The organism is Pseudaminobacter soli (ex Zhang et al. 2022) (genome assembly GCF_014595955.1).
Lineage (GTDB): Bacteria > Pseudomonadota > Alphaproteobacteria > Rhizobiales > Rhizobiaceae > Kumtagia > Kumtagia pseudosoli.
Genome location: NZ_JABVCF010000017.1, coordinates 119,831 through 136,722, shown reverse-complemented (window position 1 = coordinate 136,722; position 16,892 = coordinate 119,831). Strand labels below are relative to the sequence as shown.

At 66.1% G+C, this 16,892-nt stretch carries 17 protein-coding genes, 1 pseudogene and 1 riboswitch; of the genes and pseudogenes, 10 read left to right on the top strand and 8 right to left on the bottom strand.

Annotated elements, in window-relative coordinates; all coding sequences use genetic code 11:
* A riboswitch (cobalamin riboswitch) is annotated at positions 1-178 on the top strand. This riboswitch is flagged as partial in the annotation.
* Between the two features lie 152 nt (positions 179-330).
* The 5 genes and pseudogenes from HUI96_RS25555 to HUI96_RS25535 all read left to right on the top strand — a co-directional run bounded on the left by HUI96_RS25555 (position 331) and on the right by HUI96_RS25535 (position 3,735).
* Positions 331-1,347, top strand: a complete 1,017-nt coding sequence (locus tag HUI96_RS25555; RefSeq protein ID WP_188257520.1) for an ABC transporter substrate-binding protein — start codon at positions 331-333, stop codon at positions 1,345-1,347.
* A gap of 59 nt (positions 1,348-1,406) precedes the next feature.
* Positions 1,407-2,396, top strand: a complete 990-nt coding sequence (locus tag HUI96_RS25550) for a FecCD family ABC transporter permease (RefSeq protein ID WP_188257535.1) — start codon at positions 1,407-1,409, stop codon at positions 2,394-2,396.
* Positions 2,393-3,157, top strand: a complete 765-nt coding sequence (locus HUI96_RS25545) for an ABC transporter ATP-binding protein (RefSeq protein ID WP_188257519.1) — start codon at positions 2,393-2,395, stop codon at positions 3,155-3,157. Before HUI96_RS25550 ends, HUI96_RS25545 begins: the two co-directional genes overlap by 4 nt.
* An 11-nt stretch (positions 3,158-3,168) precedes the next feature.
* The gene (locus HUI96_RS25540) at positions 3,169-3,309 is read left to right on the top strand and encodes a hypothetical protein (RefSeq protein ID WP_188257518.1); all 141 of its coding nucleotides are present in this window, start codon (positions 3,169-3,171) and stop codon (positions 3,307-3,309) included.
* A gap of 88 nt (positions 3,310-3,397) precedes the next feature.
* Positions 3,398-3,735: pseudogene (locus HUI96_RS25535) on the top strand (YnfA family protein).
* Positions 3,736-3,775: 40 nt separating this feature from the next.
* On the opposite strand, the gene HUI96_RS25530 reads toward HUI96_RS25535, so the two are convergent.
* Positions 3,776-6,022 carry a heavy metal translocating P-type ATPase gene (locus HUI96_RS25530; RefSeq protein WP_188257517.1) on the bottom strand — a complete coding sequence of 749 codons (2,247 nt, stop codon included), beginning with the start codon at positions 6,020-6,022 and terminating at the stop codon, positions 3,776-3,778.
* Positions 6,023-6,090: 68 nt separating this feature from the next.
* Between HUI96_RS25530 and HUI96_RS25525 the strand changes: the two genes are divergently transcribed.
* Entirely contained in the window at positions 6,091-6,513 is a 423-nt protein-coding gene (locus HUI96_RS25525) for a MerR family transcriptional regulator (RefSeq protein WP_188257516.1), read from the top strand.
* A gap of 170 nt (positions 6,514-6,683) precedes the next feature.
* On the opposite strand, the gene HUI96_RS25520 is transcribed toward HUI96_RS25525, so the two are convergent.
* The 4 genes from HUI96_RS25520 to HUI96_RS25505 all read right to left on the bottom strand — a co-directional run bounded on the left by HUI96_RS25520 (position 6,684) and on the right by HUI96_RS25505 (position 10,584).
* A complete protein-coding gene (locus HUI96_RS25520) occupies positions 6,684-7,172 on the bottom strand; it encodes a cytochrome c (RefSeq protein ID WP_237684369.1) in 489 nt (162 codons plus the stop codon).
* Positions 7,169-8,377 carry a metal transporter gene (locus HUI96_RS25515; protein ID WP_210320325.1) on the bottom strand — a complete coding sequence of 403 codons (1,209 nt, stop codon included), beginning with the start codon at positions 8,375-8,377 and terminating at the stop codon, positions 7,169-7,171. Before HUI96_RS25515 ends, HUI96_RS25520 begins: the two co-directional genes overlap by 4 nt.
* Positions 8,374-9,501, bottom strand: coding sequence for a multicopper oxidase domain-containing protein (locus tag HUI96_RS25510; protein ID WP_188257515.1), 1,128 nt, complete (start codon positions 9,499-9,501; stop codon positions 8,374-8,376). The genes HUI96_RS25515 and HUI96_RS25510 overlap by 4 nt, the downstream gene beginning before the upstream one ends.
* A gap of 657 nt (positions 9,502-10,158) precedes the next feature.
* Entirely contained in the window at positions 10,159-10,584 is a 426-nt protein-coding gene (locus HUI96_RS25505; protein ID WP_188257514.1) for a MerR family transcriptional regulator, read from the bottom strand.
* A 67-nt stretch (positions 10,585-10,651) separates the two neighbouring features.
* Between HUI96_RS25505 and HUI96_RS25500 the strand changes: the two genes are divergently transcribed.
* Genes HUI96_RS25500 through HUI96_RS25485 form a run of 4 tightly spaced genes read left to right on the top strand, consistent with a single transcriptional unit; the run spans position 10,652 to position 14,942 of the window.
* Entirely contained in the window at positions 10,652-12,778 is a 2,127-nt protein-coding gene (locus tag HUI96_RS25500; RefSeq protein WP_188257513.1) for a heavy metal translocating P-type ATPase, read from the top strand.
* A 16-nt stretch (positions 12,779-12,794) separates the two neighbouring features.
* Complete coding sequence (locus tag HUI96_RS25495; RefSeq protein ID WP_337918632.1) at positions 12,795-13,283, top strand: copper chaperone PCu(A)C; 489 nt, start codon at positions 12,795-12,797, stop codon at positions 13,281-13,283.
* Positions 13,280-13,888 carry an SCO family protein gene (locus HUI96_RS25490; protein ID WP_188257512.1) on the top strand — a complete coding sequence of 203 codons (609 nt, stop codon included), beginning with the start codon at positions 13,280-13,282 and terminating at the stop codon, positions 13,886-13,888. Before HUI96_RS25495 ends, HUI96_RS25490 begins: the two co-directional genes overlap by 4 nt.
* Positions 13,881-14,942 (top strand): flavin-containing monooxygenase, encoded by a 1,062-nt coding sequence (locus tag HUI96_RS25485; protein ID WP_188257511.1) that lies wholly within the window; start codon positions 13,881-13,883, stop codon positions 14,940-14,942. Before HUI96_RS25490 ends, HUI96_RS25485 begins: the two co-directional genes overlap by 8 nt.
* Positions 14,943-14,945: 3 nt before the next feature.
* On the opposite strand, the gene HUI96_RS25480 is transcribed toward HUI96_RS25485, so the two are convergent.
* Genes HUI96_RS25480 through HUI96_RS25470 form a run of 3 tightly spaced genes read right to left on the bottom strand, consistent with a single transcriptional unit; the run spans position 14,946 to position 16,749 of the window.
* The gene (locus HUI96_RS25480) at positions 14,946-15,599 is read right to left on the bottom strand and encodes a DsbA family protein (protein WP_188257510.1); all 654 of its coding nucleotides are present in this window, start codon (positions 15,597-15,599) and stop codon (positions 14,946-14,948) included.
* Positions 15,596-16,027, bottom strand: coding sequence for a disulfide bond formation protein B (locus HUI96_RS25475; protein WP_188257509.1), 432 nt, complete (start codon positions 16,025-16,027; stop codon positions 15,596-15,598). Before HUI96_RS25475 ends, HUI96_RS25480 begins: the two co-directional genes overlap by 4 nt.
* Positions 16,024-16,749 carry a cytochrome c biogenesis CcdA family protein gene (locus HUI96_RS25470; RefSeq protein WP_188257508.1) on the bottom strand — a complete coding sequence of 242 codons (726 nt, stop codon included), beginning with the start codon at positions 16,747-16,749 and terminating at the stop codon, positions 16,024-16,026. Before HUI96_RS25470 ends, HUI96_RS25475 begins: the two co-directional genes overlap by 4 nt.
* Between the last annotated feature and the right edge of the window lie 143 nt (positions 16,750-16,892).

Sequence of the window (16,892 nt, the reverse complement as noted above, 5' to 3'; positions counted from 1 at the left end):
CGTCGGTTTCCGCAAGGAAGTAACAGGGAATTCGCCGCGGCTTGCCGCGAACCGAAACTGCCCCCGCAACTGTAGGCGGCCAGTCCCTCTCGAACATGCCACTGGGCTGCACACCCGGGAAGGCCGAGAGAGACGAAGACCCGTCAGTCAGGAGACCTACCGACGTCCGTAACTCATCAAGCCGGCGGGGCGTCCGGGGAGGTTTGTCGATGATGCAAGGCACGTTTGGTGTGCAGCAGGTTCACGTCCTTTCGGGCGTGTCGCCGGTCATTGCCGTCCTGACCCGTACCTCCGAGACCCGGCCAGCAACCGATCGGAGATCTGTGCACCATGACCGTGTCACGTCTTGTCCTGGCCGCGGGCAGCCTCGGGCTTCTCACCGCCATCGCGGCGGCTGAGCCGACGAAATACCCCCTTACCCTCGAAAACTGCGGAGAGACGCTGACCTTCCAAAACGCGCCTGCCTCGACCGTCACGGTCGGCCAGGCCGCCACCGAAGTGCTTTATGCGCTGGGGCTCGGCGATAAGGTGACCGGTACCTCCGTCTGGTTCAACGACGTCCTGCCCGAGTTCAAGGACATCAACGACAAGGTCGAGCGGCTCGCCGACAACGACCCGAGCTTCGAGAGCGTCGTCGCCAAGAAGCCGGCACTGGTGACGGTGCAGTTCATCTGGCACGTCGGTCCGGACGGGATTGTCGCCAGCCGCACACAGTTCCACGATGTCGGCATCCCGACCTATGTCCTGCCCGCCGACTGCGTCGCCAAGGACAATATGGTCGGAGTCGACGGCACCCGCAGCGAGCTGTTCTCGACCAAAACCATCCATCAGGGCGTGCGCGAACTGGCGCAGATCTTCGACGTCCAGGACAAGGGCGAGGAACTCGTCGCCAGCCTCAGCGAACGCGAAAATGCGGCGATCGAGGAGGCCAGGGCGCTGAATCTCGAGAATGTCTCGGCCGTGTTCTGGTTCTCCAGCGCCGAGATGGAGATCGATCCCTATGTCGCCGGCCGCAAGGGGGCTCCCGCCTACATGATGGACAAGCTCGGCATCAGCAACGTCGTCGAATCCGACGAGGAGTGGCCGGTGGTCGGCTGGGAGACGATCGCCAAGGCTAACCCGACGCTGATCGTCATCGCCAAGATGGATCGCCGCCGCTTTGCCGCCGACGATCACGAGAAGAAGCTGGCGTTCCTGAAGTCCGATCCGGTCGCCAGCCAGATGGAGGCGGTGAAGAACAACCGCATCGTCGTGATGGATGCGCATGCCATGGACGCGACCATCCGCACGGTGGCCGGCATCGAGGTGCTGTCCAAGTCGCTCAAGGACTTCGGACTGGCCAAGTGAGCGGCACGTCTTCGCAAGCCATCCACGTCTCCCGGCTCGGCCGGGGGACGCTCGGATTCATGGCGCTGGCGGTCGCGGTGCTCGCCGGCACCTGCATCGGCGAGACGCCGATCCCGGTCGCCACGGTGCTGCAGACCCTGTCCAACAAGATCCTCGGTTCGACCTACGCCATCGACCCGATCGACATGGGGATCATCTGGAACTACCGCCTGCCGCGCGCGATCGTCGCCGCCTGCTGCGGAGCGGGCCTGGCGATCTCCGGCATGGTTCTGCAATCGCTGCTGCGCAACGCCCTTGCCGATCCTTATCTCCTCGGCATCTCCGCGGGCGCCTCGACGGGCGCAGTGGCGGTGACCGTCGCCGGGCTTGGCGCCGGTGCGATCTCGATGTCGCTCGGTGCCTTCGCCGGCGCGGTCGCCGCGTTCCTGATCGTGGCGATGCTGGCGCGAGCCGCAGGCGGCGGCGCAACGCTGCACGGCACCGGCCAGATCGTACTTGCGGGCATCGCCGGTTCGCAGCTCTTCAACGCTCTCACCTCCTTCATCATCACCAAGTCGGCCAATGCCGAACAGGCGCGCGGCATCATGTTCTGGCTGCTCGGAAACCTCAGCGGTGCGCGCTGGCCGGACGTCTGGCTGGCGGTCCCCGTCGCGCTTGTCGGATTGTCTGCCTGCATCTGGTATGCCCGGGCGCTCGACGCCTTCGCCTTCGGCGCGGAGTCGGCATCATCGCTGGGTGTACCGGTGCGCCGGGTGCAGATCGTGCTGATCGGCCTCACCGCACTGGTGACGGCCGTCATGGTCAGCATCGTCGGGTCGATCGGATTTGTCGGACTGGTCATCCCGCATGCGGCACGGTTCCTGGTCGGCGTGCGCCACGGCAGGCTCGGGCCGGCGGCGGCACTCATCGGCGCCGCCTTCCTGATCGCGGCCGACGTGCTGTCGCGCACCATCATACCGGGACAGGTGCTGCCGATCGGCGTCATCACCGCGCTTGTCGGCGCGCCGGCCTTCGCGCTGATCCTTGTCCGCGGGCGTCGCGCCGCATGATCATGGAGGCACGCAATCTCGGCTGGTCGGCACGCGGCAAGCCGATCGTCACGGGCGTCGACCTCGTCGTGAACGAGGGCGAGACACTGGGCCTTGTCGGCCCGAACGGCTCCGGCAAGTCCACCTTGATGAAGCTGTTGGCCGGCATTCGGCAGCCGACCTCGGGCAGCGTGCTTGTCAAGGGCCAAGCCTTGGAAGCGATGCCGCGACGCGCGGCGGCGCGACTGATTGCCTTCCTTGAGCAGCATTCCGAAACGACCGAGGCGATCACCGTGAAGGACGCTGTACAACTCGGCCGAACGCCGTGGCTGACGCCGCTGCAGCCCTGGTCCGCCGAGGACGATCGGATCGTGGCGCAGGCGCTCGCCGATGCCGACATGTCCGGGTTTGAGCGGCGCTCCTGGACCACGTTATCCGGCGGCGAGCGTCAGCGTGTGCATTTGGCGCGCGCGCTCGCGCAGCGCCCGCAGATCCTCCTCCTCGACGAGCCGACGAACCATCTCGACGTCCAGCATCAGCTCTCGATCCTGAACCTTGTCGCCAGCTTGCCGGTCACGTCCGTGGTCGCCCTCCACGACCTCAATCAGGCGCTTTCCTGCGATCGGGTCGGGGTGATGTCGGGCGGACGGCTCGTGGCGCTGGGCGCGCCGGACGATGTCTTGACGCTCGAGCGTGTCAGTTCGGTGTTCGGCGTCCGCGTCAGCATCATCACCGATCCCGGAGACGGCGCGAGGATCTTCCGGTTCCATCCCGCTTCGTGAAAGCAAAGGCGATGCGCAATGCGCCTGCGCTGCTTCTGGCCGCAGCGCCCGCGGCCGATGCCGAGACGCATCAGGTCAAGATGCTGAACCGCAACGCGTCCGGTGCGATGGTCTACGAGCCCGATTTCGTCCAGCACCGGGCGATACGGTGAAGTTCATCAATGGCAGCAGCGGCCACAATGCAGCAACGATCGACGGCAGGGTTCCCGACGGACTTGACAACCCGAAAAACGCAATCTCATGCCTGTCGTCTTTACCAGCGCGCGGATCTTTATCGGCGCGGCCCTCGCCGAAATTGCCCGCGGCTTTGGCCTTCTGGGTCGGGTTGCGCCAGGGCAAGTCGGTGCTCGGGCTCGCGCCGGCCATCCTGTCGCTGATGCTGTTCGCGTCTTTGCTGACCCTCGTCCCTGGCGACTCCGCCGGTAGGGCCTAGGCAGCCTATGGCGGCGGCATCTACATCGCGGCCTCATGGACTTGGTTGTGCTGGCGGAGGGCATCGGCCGGACCTATGGGACTTCGCGGGCGGCGCGCTTGCCGTGCGGGCCGCAGGGGTGATCTTGTTCGCGCCACGCGGCTGATAAGCTGGTTACGTTGTAGCGATGACCAGCGTGTCCGGCCTCATGCCGCACGCCAGCCGAGCAGGCGCAGGGCATTGGCCGTCACCAGCACCGTCGCGCCGGTATCGGCCAGGATCGCCGGCCACAGCCCGGTGATGCCGATCAGGGTGGTGACCAGGAACACGGCCTTCAGCCCCAGCGCGATGGTGATGTTCTGGCGGATGTTGGCCATCGTCGCTCTCGACAGCTGCACCATGCCGGCAATGTCGGAAACGCGGCCGTGCAGGACCGCTGCATCGGCGGTCTCCAGCGCGACGTCGGTGCCGCCGCCCATGGCGATGCCGATGTCAGCCGCAGCAAGCGCGGGCGCGTCGTTGATGCCGTCGCCGACTTTGGCCACCACGAGGCCGGATTTCTGCAGCTCGCCGACGATACGCTGCTTGTCCTCGGGAAGGAGCTCGGCTCTGACCTTGATCCCTAGCTGCTGACCAACCGCCTTGGCCGTGCGGGCGTTGTCGCCGGTGAGCATCACGGTTTGCATACCCGCGTCTGAGAGCGCTTTCAGTCCTTGGGCAGCGTCGGGCCGCGGCTCGTCGCGCATGGCGATTGCGCCTGCGGGTTCATTGCCGACCACCAGCACCGAGACGGTCTTGCCGGCGTCGTTAAGGGAACGTATCTCGGCCTGTTGCTCGGGGCTGAGCGGAGCACGCTCCTCTGCCGCCGCCGGCGAACCCAGAAACACCTCGGCGCCGTCAATGGTCGCGACCACGCCCTTGCCGCCGATCGCCTTCGCCTGCGAGGAGGCCGGTGCCGCGACCCTGGCTTGCTGGGCTTTGCCGAGAATGGCTAGGGCCAGCGGGTGGCTCGACCCCGCCTCGAGGGCGGCGGCGAGCTGCAGGATCTCCTGCTCGTTGCGTCCGAACGGAATGATGTCGGTGACCTGGGGCTTGCCGGCGGTGAGCGTCCCGGTCTTGTCCAGCGCCACGGCGGTGATCTGGCCGAGTCGCTCGAGAACCGCGCCGCCCTTCATCAGCAAACCGCGCCGGGCACCGGCGGACAGCGCCGCGGCGATCGCCGCCGGCACGGAAATCACCAGCGCGCACGGGCAGCCGATCAACAGCAGCGCCAGGCCCTTGTAGATCCACTCGTACCAGTCGCCGCCGAACGCCAGCGGGGGGACCACGGCAACCAGCGCGCCGATCGCCACGACGCCGGGCGTGTACCAGCGCGAGAAGCGGTCGATGAACCGCTCCGTCGGCGCCTTGCTCTCCTGCGCCTCCTCGACCAGCTTCACCACGCGGGCGATCGTGTTGTCGGCCGCGGCCGCGGTCACGCGAACGCGCAGCACGCCGTCGCCGTTGATGGTGCCGGCGAGCGCGCTGTCGCCGGTTTGCTTGCGGACCGGCACGCTTTCGCCAGTGACCGGAGACTCGTCGATGGCGCTGCTGCCCTCGATGATCTCGCCGTCCGCCGGGACCCGGTCGCCAGGCCGCACCACGATGACCGCACCGACCGACAGGGTGTCGGCTTGGACCTCGCGGGTCTGTCCGTTCTCCTCGAGCCGGGCGGTCTTCGGAACCAGCTGCGTCAGGGACTGGATGCTGGCGCGGGCGCGGCCTGCGGCGACCCCTTCCAGCAGCTCGCCGATCAGAAAGAGGAGCACCACGGTCGCGGCTTCCTCGGCCGCACCGATGATCACCGCACCGATTGCGGCTATGGTCATCAGCATCTCGATCGAGAACGGCGTGCCGAAGCGGGCCGCCACCACGGCGCGCCAGGCGATCGGCAGCAGGCCGACCAGCATCGCCACGGTAAAGGCATACACGTCGAGCGACGGAACGGCCCGGCCGACGGCCCATGCGGCCGCCAGGGCCACTCCGCTCAGGATCGTCAGAATGCCCTTGCGCGAGCGCCACCAGGGGCCGCTGGTGGGCCCGTGGTCGTGGCCGTGCAGCCCGGCCGCCGCCTGCCCCGCCGCCTGGTCATGGCGATGGTCGTGATCATGCTCTTGGCCGTGTCCGTGATGATCATGCGCGTGGTTCGGTGTTGATGGCTTGTCTCGGCTTGGCGCATCGCTCTGCGCATTCGTTCCGGCCGCGCGGGCGGGATATCCGAGGCTGGTCACACGCTGCGCGATTGCATCGAGGTCCGTGTCCTGGCCGTGGGTCACCTGCAGCGTGCCGGCGGTCACCGAAACGTCGGCCGCGCTGACCCCCTTCACGCCCTGGACCGCCTTGCTGACCTTGGCCGCGCAGCTCGCGCAGTCCATGCCGTCAACGCGAAAGCGAGTGGTGATGGATTCTGTCATTGGGAGGTCTTTCCGAGCTGTTTGCCCAGTGCTACATCCTCTAGCCACTAGAGGAGCAAGCCCAAAAAATGCGCGAAGTATCGATCGGCGAGGCGGCGCGTGCGAGCGGCGTCAAGGTGCCGACAATCCGCTATTACGAACAGATCGGCCTGCTGCCCGCGCCGGTACGCCGGGACAACAATCGGCGGCTTTACACCGCGGCCTATCTCAAGCGTCTGGCGTTCATCCGGCATGCCCGCGAGCTGGGGTTCGAAATTGATGCGATCCGTACCCTGCTCGAGTTGCAGGATCACCCGCAGCAGTCCTGCGCGGCCGCGGATGCGACGGCGAGGGTTCATCTTGCCGAGGTGGAACGGCGGATTGGTAGCCTCCAGGCACTCCGTGACGAACTGCAACGCATGATCGACGGCTGCTCGCATGGCAAGGTCGCCGAGTGCCGGGTCATTGAGACCCTGGCCGATACCAGCCATCGACACGGCCGATTGGTTTGAGGACCAGACTTCACGTTGACGATGATGCCGGCGGTGGGCGCGAACACTTGTTGGGCCGATGGCGCCGAGCTACGCCGGGATGCTGGCCGGCTGGGCGCTAGGTCGTTCTGGCGGCGGCGGCGGCGGTGTTCGCCTAAGGTGACGCTTCCCCGTATCGCCCCGAACGAAGTCTACCGCTCGGACAGGCGGAATCGTTCATGGCAGCTTGAGCAGCTCCGACCGACTTCCCGGAACGGTGCCCTCATGCTCTCGGCATCTCCAGTTTCGGCGGCGACGATGAGAGATTTGACCGCCGCATCGAACCGCGTCATTTCCGCGTCGAAGCCGTCCCTATTTTCCCAGACGGCCGGCGATGCCCGACTGTGGTGGTCACTGGTTCCTGTAGGGAACTGCTCGCTGGCGATGTGACAGTTCTGGTGAAGTGCCCTGGCCGCGGCGAGCGCAGCGCCGGCATTGAACTCCCGGCGCCCGTCGAGACTCTCGCCGATCGCTTTCATGCTTTTGGCCATTTCCGCCATGACGGTCATACGCGCGGCGATTATTCCGGTCGCACCTTCATGCCCGATGGCCGCTTCTCCCAGAAATATCGCCAGCGGAATTGCCATAATCCCCGCGATCAATGTCGCGCGGGTCCGTTGCCGCGAACTGCCGCGCTTCATATTTTCACCAGCATGGCGGTGACATACATGAAAGCAGCCCCAGTGGTGAGTCCAGCGATCGTCGCCGTGGATGTCAGCGCCGACTTCCCCCTTCCATCCGATCGCATGAGATAGGCTGTGACTTCGACGATGACCTGCAGGATCGCGCCGGCGCCGACGGCCAGCGCAAGCGCTGACCACTGCGGCGCATAGGCAAGGCTGCCCAGCCACAGGCCGATCACCGCCGGGCCGCCGGCAAGCAGCGCCAGCGCGGCGAATATCCAGATGGGGGGCTGCTTCTTCAGCAGCGGCGCGGAAATGCCGATGCCCTCGGTGATGTTGTGGAGCATGAAGCCGAAGACCAGGAAGCTTCCCAATCCAGCCGCGCCGGCGGCAAAGGCCGCGCCGATGGCCAGCCCTTCGCCAAGATTGTGAAGGCCGATGCCGAGCGAAATGAAACCGGCGAGGGACAGCCCGGTGGGCGCGCCGCCGCGCCGGCCGGCAGCCATCAGCAGCAGGAACGAGGCGGCGGCGGCAAGCACCACCATTGCCTGCCCCTGAAACAGTGCCGCGGCTTTGCCGGCAAGTTCGAAGGCTTCCGCCGTTGCATCAACCGCCAGGAATGCCAGCAGGCCGACGGTCAAAGCGAGGAGGAAATTCATGCCGTTGCGGCCGACGCCGCGCAGGGCGGGATAAAACATCATGCCGATGACGACAGGCACGAGCCCGACAAACAGCCCCAGCATCGCCTGCGGGACGAGGCTTGTCGCATCCCGCGTCGGGGTCGGGACCGCCACGGCGATCGTGTGTCCGAAGGTGACGCCGGTGTTGGTGACGATAGTGATCGCGTGAGCCTCTCCAAGCGTCCAGGGGTAGGGTAAGTGCAGCCATGCCGTGGCGCCGCGGGCGAGCGGTCCGGCAGGCTCCTGGGTGAACTGCCAGTAGGCATCGTCGACCTGGACCTGGGCGATGCTCATCGGCTGGGAGCCGCCGGCACGCACCAGAACGTCGATGCCATTCGACGAAAGGATTATCCGCTCAAAGGCGAGATTCTCGACCGGAGGAGCGCCGTTGCTGAAACTCTTCAGCGGATCGGCGGTGATCAGCCAGGCAATCGCCAGGCCGAGAGCGGCAATTGGCAGGATCAACCACAACAGGGCGAGGCGCGACTTTCTTTCCGTAACCGGGGTCGCGTCGGCGGTGGCGATTTGGGTAGCCTCGTTCATGCGACTTCATCCGTGACGTCGAACATGCCAGACCAGCCGAGTTCGGTGAATTCCGACTGGTGGGCGTGGAACATGTACAGGCCCGGTTCATGATCCTTGTAGGTGAATTCGATGATTCCGCGCTGCCCCTGGCACTGCATGATCAGGTCGACCGTCTTCAGGGTCGGGGTGAGCGTTGTTCCCTGGTCGAAATAGTCGAAGAAGTTTGCGTGTAGGTGGATGGAGTTGATCGGGTCGAACTCGACGACATTGACCAGATAGATGCGGACCGGCCTGTCGCGCACCACCCGGATCGGCCGCTTGGCGTAGGCATGTGCGACCGTGTTTACGGCGTAGACTTCGTTCTCGTTGTCGAAATTGGTGTCGAAGGCATTCATCACCATGGCGAACTCCTGCCATTGCGCGTTCTCGGGCGTACCGAGCAGGCGGGAGCGGGCTACCTCTTCATGTTCCGGGTGACGAGCCGGGTCGGGGTCGATCACAAAAAGCCCGTACATGCCCTTGTGGATGTGCCGTTTGAGCGGCAAGGCATGGCAGTGATAGAGGTGGCAGCCAAACGGCCGCGCGTCGAATTCGTAGACGAACTCATCGCCCGGGTCGATCATTCCGGCCCCCGGCACGCCATCCATGCGGGCTGAATGAATGCCGTGGAAGTGCATGGAATGCGGGTGCGAGCCGAGGTTCCTGAAGACGATGCGGAGCACGTCGCCCTCGGTTGCCCTGAACGAAGGGCCCGGCACTCTGCCATTGTAGGTCCAGGCCGGAAACATCACGCCAGGGGCGATCTCGATTTCCTTGTCGAGCGCCTCCACTTCGAAAGTGCGCAGGACGCGCCCATCCGGAAGGCGCGATACGGTCCCTGTATCCCAGTCCGTCAGCAGGTTCGTGGGCTCAAAGCCGTTTCGGGTATCGTCGACGTCGCCCACGGTAATCATGGCGCCATGGGCCGCACGATGGTCCTGTGGGGCGGAAGCGAGCGGCGATCCGGGAGCGTGACCGGAATGCCCGGATTGCGCGAGCGATCCGCCGGCGCAGATCACGCTGCCGCCGGCAGCCGACAAGCCTCCCCAGAGCAGACCACGCCGGCTGATCTTGTTACGGACCCAAGCAACGATCTCAGTCATCGTCGACCACATGCAAATGCGAATGATTTGCAATAGCATTGAATGTTTGTCTTGGCAATCGGATTGGAGACGCCAAAAGGTTCCGTTCGAGAGCGGCCGCTAATCCATGGACCATACCGGAGGCGTGATCGTCATGGCCGCGGACGGCCCGCTTCGCGGGCACGCTCGACATGCAAACAGCCGCGCGACACCGGGCTCGTTACGCTGCGGCGGCTCGTCAATGCCTGATGGGCAGCTGGGCCTGGTAATCGGCAGCGGACAGCGGGCCTTGTCGCTGGATACCATCTCAGGCGTGCGGGGCTGGAGTTCCTGATCCTGGAAGCCATGCCGCGTCGGGAACAGCTGACGGAACCACTACGCTCGGTCATCCTGTTTACACCGCATGTCTTCAGCCAATTGCCGGGCCTCGCGCTCCCCGACGATCCGGATGGCTACCCCGCCTCTGGGCCTGGTGGAATGGCATCACCCCCCTCCCCACTTTCCTCTTGATGCTGAAGCGGATGGCTCCCGTATTTGAGACCGCAAACTGTCAAGGGCCAGCATCGAATCAGGCTGCTTGGGCTAATGTCCGCGTCCTTGTCGGCCGAAAGCTGCCGGTTCCGCAATCGGCCGCATTGCCGTTGCTGAGCGTCTTCTGCGCGGCGCCGCGTAAAACAGCTACAAGATGCTGCCTGACGCATCCGGAGGAGACAGCGACTCGATGATCCGGCAGTCGGCGACGACGCCGCAGCCGCACTGGTCGATCATCCGGTCGAGTTCCTTCTTCAGCGACTGCAGGTCGACGATCTTCCGCTCGACCTCCCGTCGATGCTCCTTAGCGATTTCGTCGACGGCGGAGCACGAGCGGTCCCGATCGTCGGAGAGCGCCAAGAGCGCCCGGATCTGGTCGAGCGAGAACCCCAGATCGCGGGCGCGCCGGATGAAGCTCAGTCGGTTGAGGTGCGCCCGGTCGTAGGAGCGGTAGTTGCCTTCGGTGCGGGTGGGCTTCGGCAGCAGCCCCGACTTCTCGTAGAAGCGGACGGTTTCGACCTTGGTACCGGTCTCGCGGGCCAAGTGGCCGATCGTCATAATGTTCGGATTCATCGCTTGACCCTGTAGTGACTACAGCCCCTAGCTAGTGCGTCACGTCGAGAATGTCGAGGTGACGCAAATGGCTGCCGCAAGCCAGCTGAAGCTGCAGATCGAGGGCATGGACTGCGCGTCCTGCGCGATGAAGATCGAGACCGCAATGCAGCGGCTGCCCGGCGTGAGCGATGTCAATGTCAGCTACCAGGCCGGGACGCTGACGTTGCAGGTCGATGAAGACCGGACGCAGCGGCGCGTGATCGAGGACAAGGTTCGCGCGCTCGGATATCAACCCGTCGGCCAAGTTCCCAAGACGACATCCGCACTGCCGACGAAACGGACAAGGGAGCCATGGTGGCGCGGAACGAAGGCGCGTCTCGTCTTCGTGACCGGCGCGCTGTTCGCAGCTGCCTTTGTTGCGGCTTGGGCGCTGCCGCAGTGGGATATTTGGCTCTTCGCTGCTGCCGCACTGGTCAGCGTCGTGCCGTTCGCGCGCCGTGCGATCGCCGGGGCGCTAGAAGGCTCACCCTTCTCGATCGAGACGCTGATGTCCGTCGCGGCGCTAGGCGCCGTGGCCATCGGCGAGGCAGAAGAAGCGGCCGTGGTCATTTTCCTCTTCGCTGTCGGTGAACTCCTGGAGACCGTCGCGGCGGGACGGGCGCGGGCGGGCATCGAGGCGCTGATCGACCTCGTGCCGCGCACCGCGCTGCGAATGACTTCGGGTTCGACCGAAACCGTGTCCGTCGAAGATCTCGCCATCGACGACCGCGTCGTGGTTCGCCCCGGAGACAGGATCCCATCCGACGGCGTCGTCGAGGAAGGCTCGTCCGAAGTGAACGAAGCGCCCGTCACGGGCGAGTCCGTCCCGGTCCTCAAGGAGGCCGGGGCGAAGGTCTACGCGGGATCGATCAACGCCAACGGCGAACTGCGCGTCAGGATCACCCATGTGGCGGCCGACAACACGATCGCGCGGATTATCCACATGGTCGAAGAGGCGCAGGAATCGAAGGCTCCGACCGCGCGTATGATCGACCGCTTCTCGCGCTTGTATACGCCCGGCGCAATGGCGGTCGCGGCCCTCATCATCGTCGTACCGCCAATCTTCTTCGGCGGCGACTGGATGACCTGGATATACCGTGGCCTCGCGACGCTGCTGATCGCCTGCCCGTGCGCGCTGGTGATCTCGACCCCGGCGGCCATCGCGTCGGGCCTCGCCGCCGGGGCGCGGCACGGCCTCTTGATCAAGGGCGGCGCTGCACTCGAGACGCTCGGCAAGGTCGCGACCGTGGCGTTCGACAAGACGGGCACGCTGACCCGCGGCCATCCCAAAGTCACCGACGTGGTCGCCGTCGTCGGCGCCGAGGACGACGTCTTGGCCAAGGCGGCCGCCGTCGAGAGGAACGTCAGCCATCCGCTGGGCGTGGCGATCGTCGAGGCTGCCAAGGAGCGTGCGCTCGAACTTCCGGCGACCTTCGGCGGCGGGATCGCGGTTCCGGGCAAGGCGGTCACCGCGCGGCTCAAGTCCGGCTTTGCATCCGTCGGGTCGCCCCGCCATGCCGCCGAGGAGACGGAAGTACCTGCCGACGTGCGGGACCGCATCGAGGCGCTGGAAGGCGAGGGCAAGACGGTCGTCGTCCTCATGGCAGGCAAGACGGTCGAGGGGCTGATCGCGCTGCGGGACGAGCCGCGGGACGACGCGGCGGAAGGCGTACGGCGGCTGAAGGACCGCGGCGTGGCCGTCGTGATGCTCTCCGGCGACAACCAGCGCACGGCCAACGCCATCGCGGCCGGGCTGGGCGTGGAAGCCCGCGGCGAACTGCTGCCCGACGCGAAGCTCGCCGAGATCGGCAGGCTGAAGGAGGCCGGCCCGATCGCGATGGTCGGCGACGGCATCAACGACGCACCCGCGCTCGCTGCCGCCTCGGTCGGCATCGCCATGGGTGGCGGCACCGACGTGGCGCTGGAGACCGCGGACGCGGCTCTGCTCAGGGACCGGGTGGAAGGCGTGGCTGATCTGGTCGCTTTGTCGCAGGCGACGCTCGGCAACATCTGGCAGAACGTCGCGCTGGCGCTGGGACTGAAGGCCGTGTTCCTCGCCACCACCCTCTTCGGCGTGACGACGCTCTGGATGGCGATCCTCGCCGACACCGGAGCCACCGTGCTCGTCACCGCCAACGCTCTCAGGCTGCTGGCCTATCGGCCATCGAAGTAACTGGAAGGACATCGACGTGTTTCGCAGAACCGCGGCGGCACTTGCCGCCCTTATCGCCCTCATGGCTCCCTCGGTTGCCCATGAGTTCAAGGCCGGAATGATCGAGATTGGCCATCCCTGGTCGCGGCCGACGCCGCCATCGGCCCCTGTTGCCAGCGGCTACATGACATTGACGAACTCGGGCGCGGAGGCCGACCGCCTGGTTGAAATATCTTCCCCCCTTTCGGAGCGGGCCGAGATCCATCGCTCCGCGATCGAGAGCGGCGTGGCCAGCATGCGGCCTGTCGAGGGCCTTCCGCTGGAACCCGGAACGACCGTCGATTTCGCGGCCGAGAAGCTGCACGTCATGTTCATCGGGCCGGAGCGGCAGCTAAAGGACGGCGAGCGGTTCCCGGCCACCCTCGTGTTCGAGAAGGCGGGCGCAGTCGAGGTCGAGTTTGTCGTCCAGCGCAGGGCGGACGAGGCGGCTCCTGAGGACCACTCTGGGCATGGAGGGTCCAATTGAGCGGCCTGAGAATGTTCCGGATCGCCGCCTGGGCTGCCGTCGCCGTGCTGGCAGGCTTGCTGATCGGCTTCGGCGGCCTGCTGCCGGGGACCGGGTTGCCCGAACCCGTCGAGACGGGAACGGCCCGCGTCGGCGGCCCATTCGAACTGAGCTCGCATAAGGGCGACACCGTCGACAACGCCAAGCTGGCGGGCAAGCCCTACCTCGTCTTCTTCGGATTCACCCATTGCCCGGACATCTGCCCGACGACGCTCTATGAGCTCACCGACCTGATGGCCGACCTCGGTCCCGCTTCTGACCGCATCACCCCGTTATTCATCACGGTCGACCCGGAACGCGACACGCAATCGGTGCTGGCGGAATACATGACCGCCTTCGACGGGCGCATCATAGCCCTCCGAGGCGACAAGGCGGCGACGGACGCGGCGGTGAAGGCATTCGCCGCCCACTACCGCAAGGTTCCGACCGACGACGGTGGCTACACGATGGACCACACCGCCGGCGTGATCCTCATGGACGGCGAGGGCCGCTTCGCGGGAACCCTCGACCTGCACGAGCCGCGCGAGACCGTGCTGGCTAAGCTCAGGCGGCTCGCCGATGCCTGACCCAATTCTGGATGTCCTCGTCGTCGGCGCTGGCCAGGCAGGGCTTGCCGCCGGCTATCACCTGAAGCAGGCCGGCTTGGAGTTCCTCATCGTCGAGGCGGCGCAGCGCATCGGCGACAGCTGGCGCAGGCGGTACGATTCCCTGACGCTGTTCACGCCACGGGCTTTCAGCCAGCTCCCCGGGTTGAAGCTCTCTGGCGATCCGGGGGGGTATCCCACACGGGACGAGTTCGCCGACTATCTCGAAGCCTACGCCGCAGCGTTCGCGCTGCCTGTCCTGACCAGCGCATGCGTCTCCCGGCTCGTCTCCGAGGGCACCGGGTTCCGCGCCCGGCTCTCGGACGGAACCGAAGTCTGCGCGAGCGCAGTCATCGTCGCGACGGGCGGCTTCCAGGTGCCCGTGAAGCCCGCCATCGCATCAGGCTTCGATGGATCGATAGTCCAGCTCGATCCCGAGTCCTACCGCGGGCCGGACAGCGTCCCCGCGGGCCGCGTGCTGGTCGTCGGCGACGGCGCATCGGGGCGCGACATAGCGGTGGAACTGGCAGCCACGCGAGAGACCTTGCTGGCCGCCGGGAAGCACCGCAAGCTCTTTCCCGAGCGCATCATGGGAAGGAGCGTCTGGTGGTGGCTGCGAAGCCTCGGCCTGATGCGCGTCAGGGCCGAGTCCTTCCTGGGCCGGATCATGCGGAAGGCCGACCCGTTTCCCGACAGGGGGCGGAGCCTGGCGGCACTGGCCGCAGCGGGCGTCGCCATGGCCCCGCGTCTCGTCAAGGCCGAAGGCAGGACCGCCACCTTCGCGGACGGCAGCAGCGCCGAGGTGGCGGCCGTCGTCTGGGCGATCGGCTACTCCGACGACTTCGGATGGCTCGACGTGCCGGGGACGAAGGACGGGCGGGGATCGCCGATCCATGACGGTGGCATCTCTCCCGTGCCCGGCCTCTACTTCCTGGGACGCCCTTGGCAGCGCAACCGGGCTTCGGCACTGGTCATGGGCGTCGGCGACGATGCGCGGGAGATCGTCAGACGGATTGCCAAGCCCGATTCGGGATGATCGCTACTGCGTCTGCGCGCCGTCCGCGGCCTTCACCTCGGCTGCCACGAGATCATGGAGCTGCTGCGGACCGAACGATGACAATGGCTTGCCGTTGACGAAAAAGGTGGGCGTGCCCTGTAGCCCGACCGCCTTCATGTCTTCGATGTCCTTGTTGAGCACGGCGACCACGGACGGGGCTTTCGCGTCGCCGCGGGCCTTCGCGACATCCAGCCCCGCTTCCCCCGCAAAACGCCAGGCGGCTTCGACATCGGGAGCGCCGTGGACCGCCCAGTTCGGCTGCTCGAAGAACAGCTTCTCGAGAACGGCAACGAACTTGTCCTGAACGCGGGCGGCTTCGAGAATTCGCACTGCCTCGTCGGAGCCTTCGTGCAGCGGCGCGTAGCGGATCACCAGCCTCGTCTTCTCCGGGTAGGCAGCCAGGATCTGCTTCACGATCGGGTAGAACGCACGGCACGCCTCGCAGGACGGATCAAGGAATTCGACGATCGTTACCGGCGCGTCGGCCGGACCTATCACCGGGGAATGGGGCCGAACGAGGGTATTTTCCCCTTCCGGGGCGGCTGGCGCGCGGCCTCCCGGATAGTACGCCGCGGCGGCAGCGAAGCCGGCGGCTGCAAGGGCGACCGTCCCGATGACGACAGTGCGGCGATTCATGGCGCGGACCTCCGGCGCGAGAGAAGGAGCAGGATAATGATGGCGCTGAACGCGCCGAGCGACAGCGCCGGCAGCGGCATGCCCAGGATCGTCATGTCGGCGCTGGAGCAGGACGGGCCGGTTGCCGTGCAGGGCTGGATCCGGTCCGGGATGATCCCGGCGTAGAGAAGCGTGTGAAACCCGGCGACCAGCCAACCGCCGACCGCAAGCGCGATGCCATACACCGCTATATGCGTTTCTGAGCGGAGGGCAGCCAGGCCAAGCACGACCGCCAGCGGGAACATGAAGGCGCGCTGGAACCAGCAGAGATTGCAGGGAACCTGACCCATCACCTCGCCGACGAAAAGCACGGAGAGACTGGCGGCCAGCGCGATCGCGAAGGCCGCGAACAGCGGCGGCCATGATCCTTCGCGGGTGACGTCGCTCATCCGATGCTCCCGAATGCGGGAAAGGTTTCGAGGAGCCAGAACGCGAAGCGCGTCATCTGTCCGGTCATCATCGCGACGCCCATCACGATCATGATGCCGCCTGCGCCGACCTGCAGGTATCGGCCTGCCCTCCGCATGCGTGGCAAGCTTCCCATCAGTGTCTGGGTGAAGAGGGCGGCAAGCACGAACGGCACGCCGAGGCCGAGCGAATAGAGCGACAGCAGCACGATGCCGTCAGCTGCGGTGGCGGAGACGGCGCTGACCGTGAGGATCGCCCCGAGGATCGGACCGATGCAAGGCGTCCATCCGAAGGCGAACGCAAGGCCCAGCAGATAAGCCCCGAGCGGTCCGCCGCTGGGAATCCTGCCGTGGTAGCGCAGGTCGTTCTGCATCCACGGAATGCGCACCAACCCGGCGGTGACGAGGCCGAACGCGACGATGATCGCGCCGCCGACGATCCCGGCCTCGTAGCTGTAGGCGCGCAGCAGGCGGCTGAATACCGTCGCGCTCGCGCCCAAGCCAACAAAGACCGTCGAGAACCCCAGCACGAAGGCCAGGCTCAGGAGCATGACCGCCGCCCGGTGGCGTGTTGCCGCGCCCGCCCGGCCAGCGATGAACGAGACATATCCTGGAACAAGCGGCAGCACGCAGGGCGACAGGAACGAAACCGCTCCCGCCGCGACTGCCGTCACAATGCCGATGTTGGATATCTCGAAGTTCATTCTAGCGGCAACGTGCACCCTGAAGCGGCTACAGGGTCAAGCCATTGCCGGGCATTAACTTCATCGCGTTTGGCCTGTAACGATGCCGATCCAGCCATCTCAGACCCAAGCGCAACCGCGTATGCGACATGACCATTTTTGCG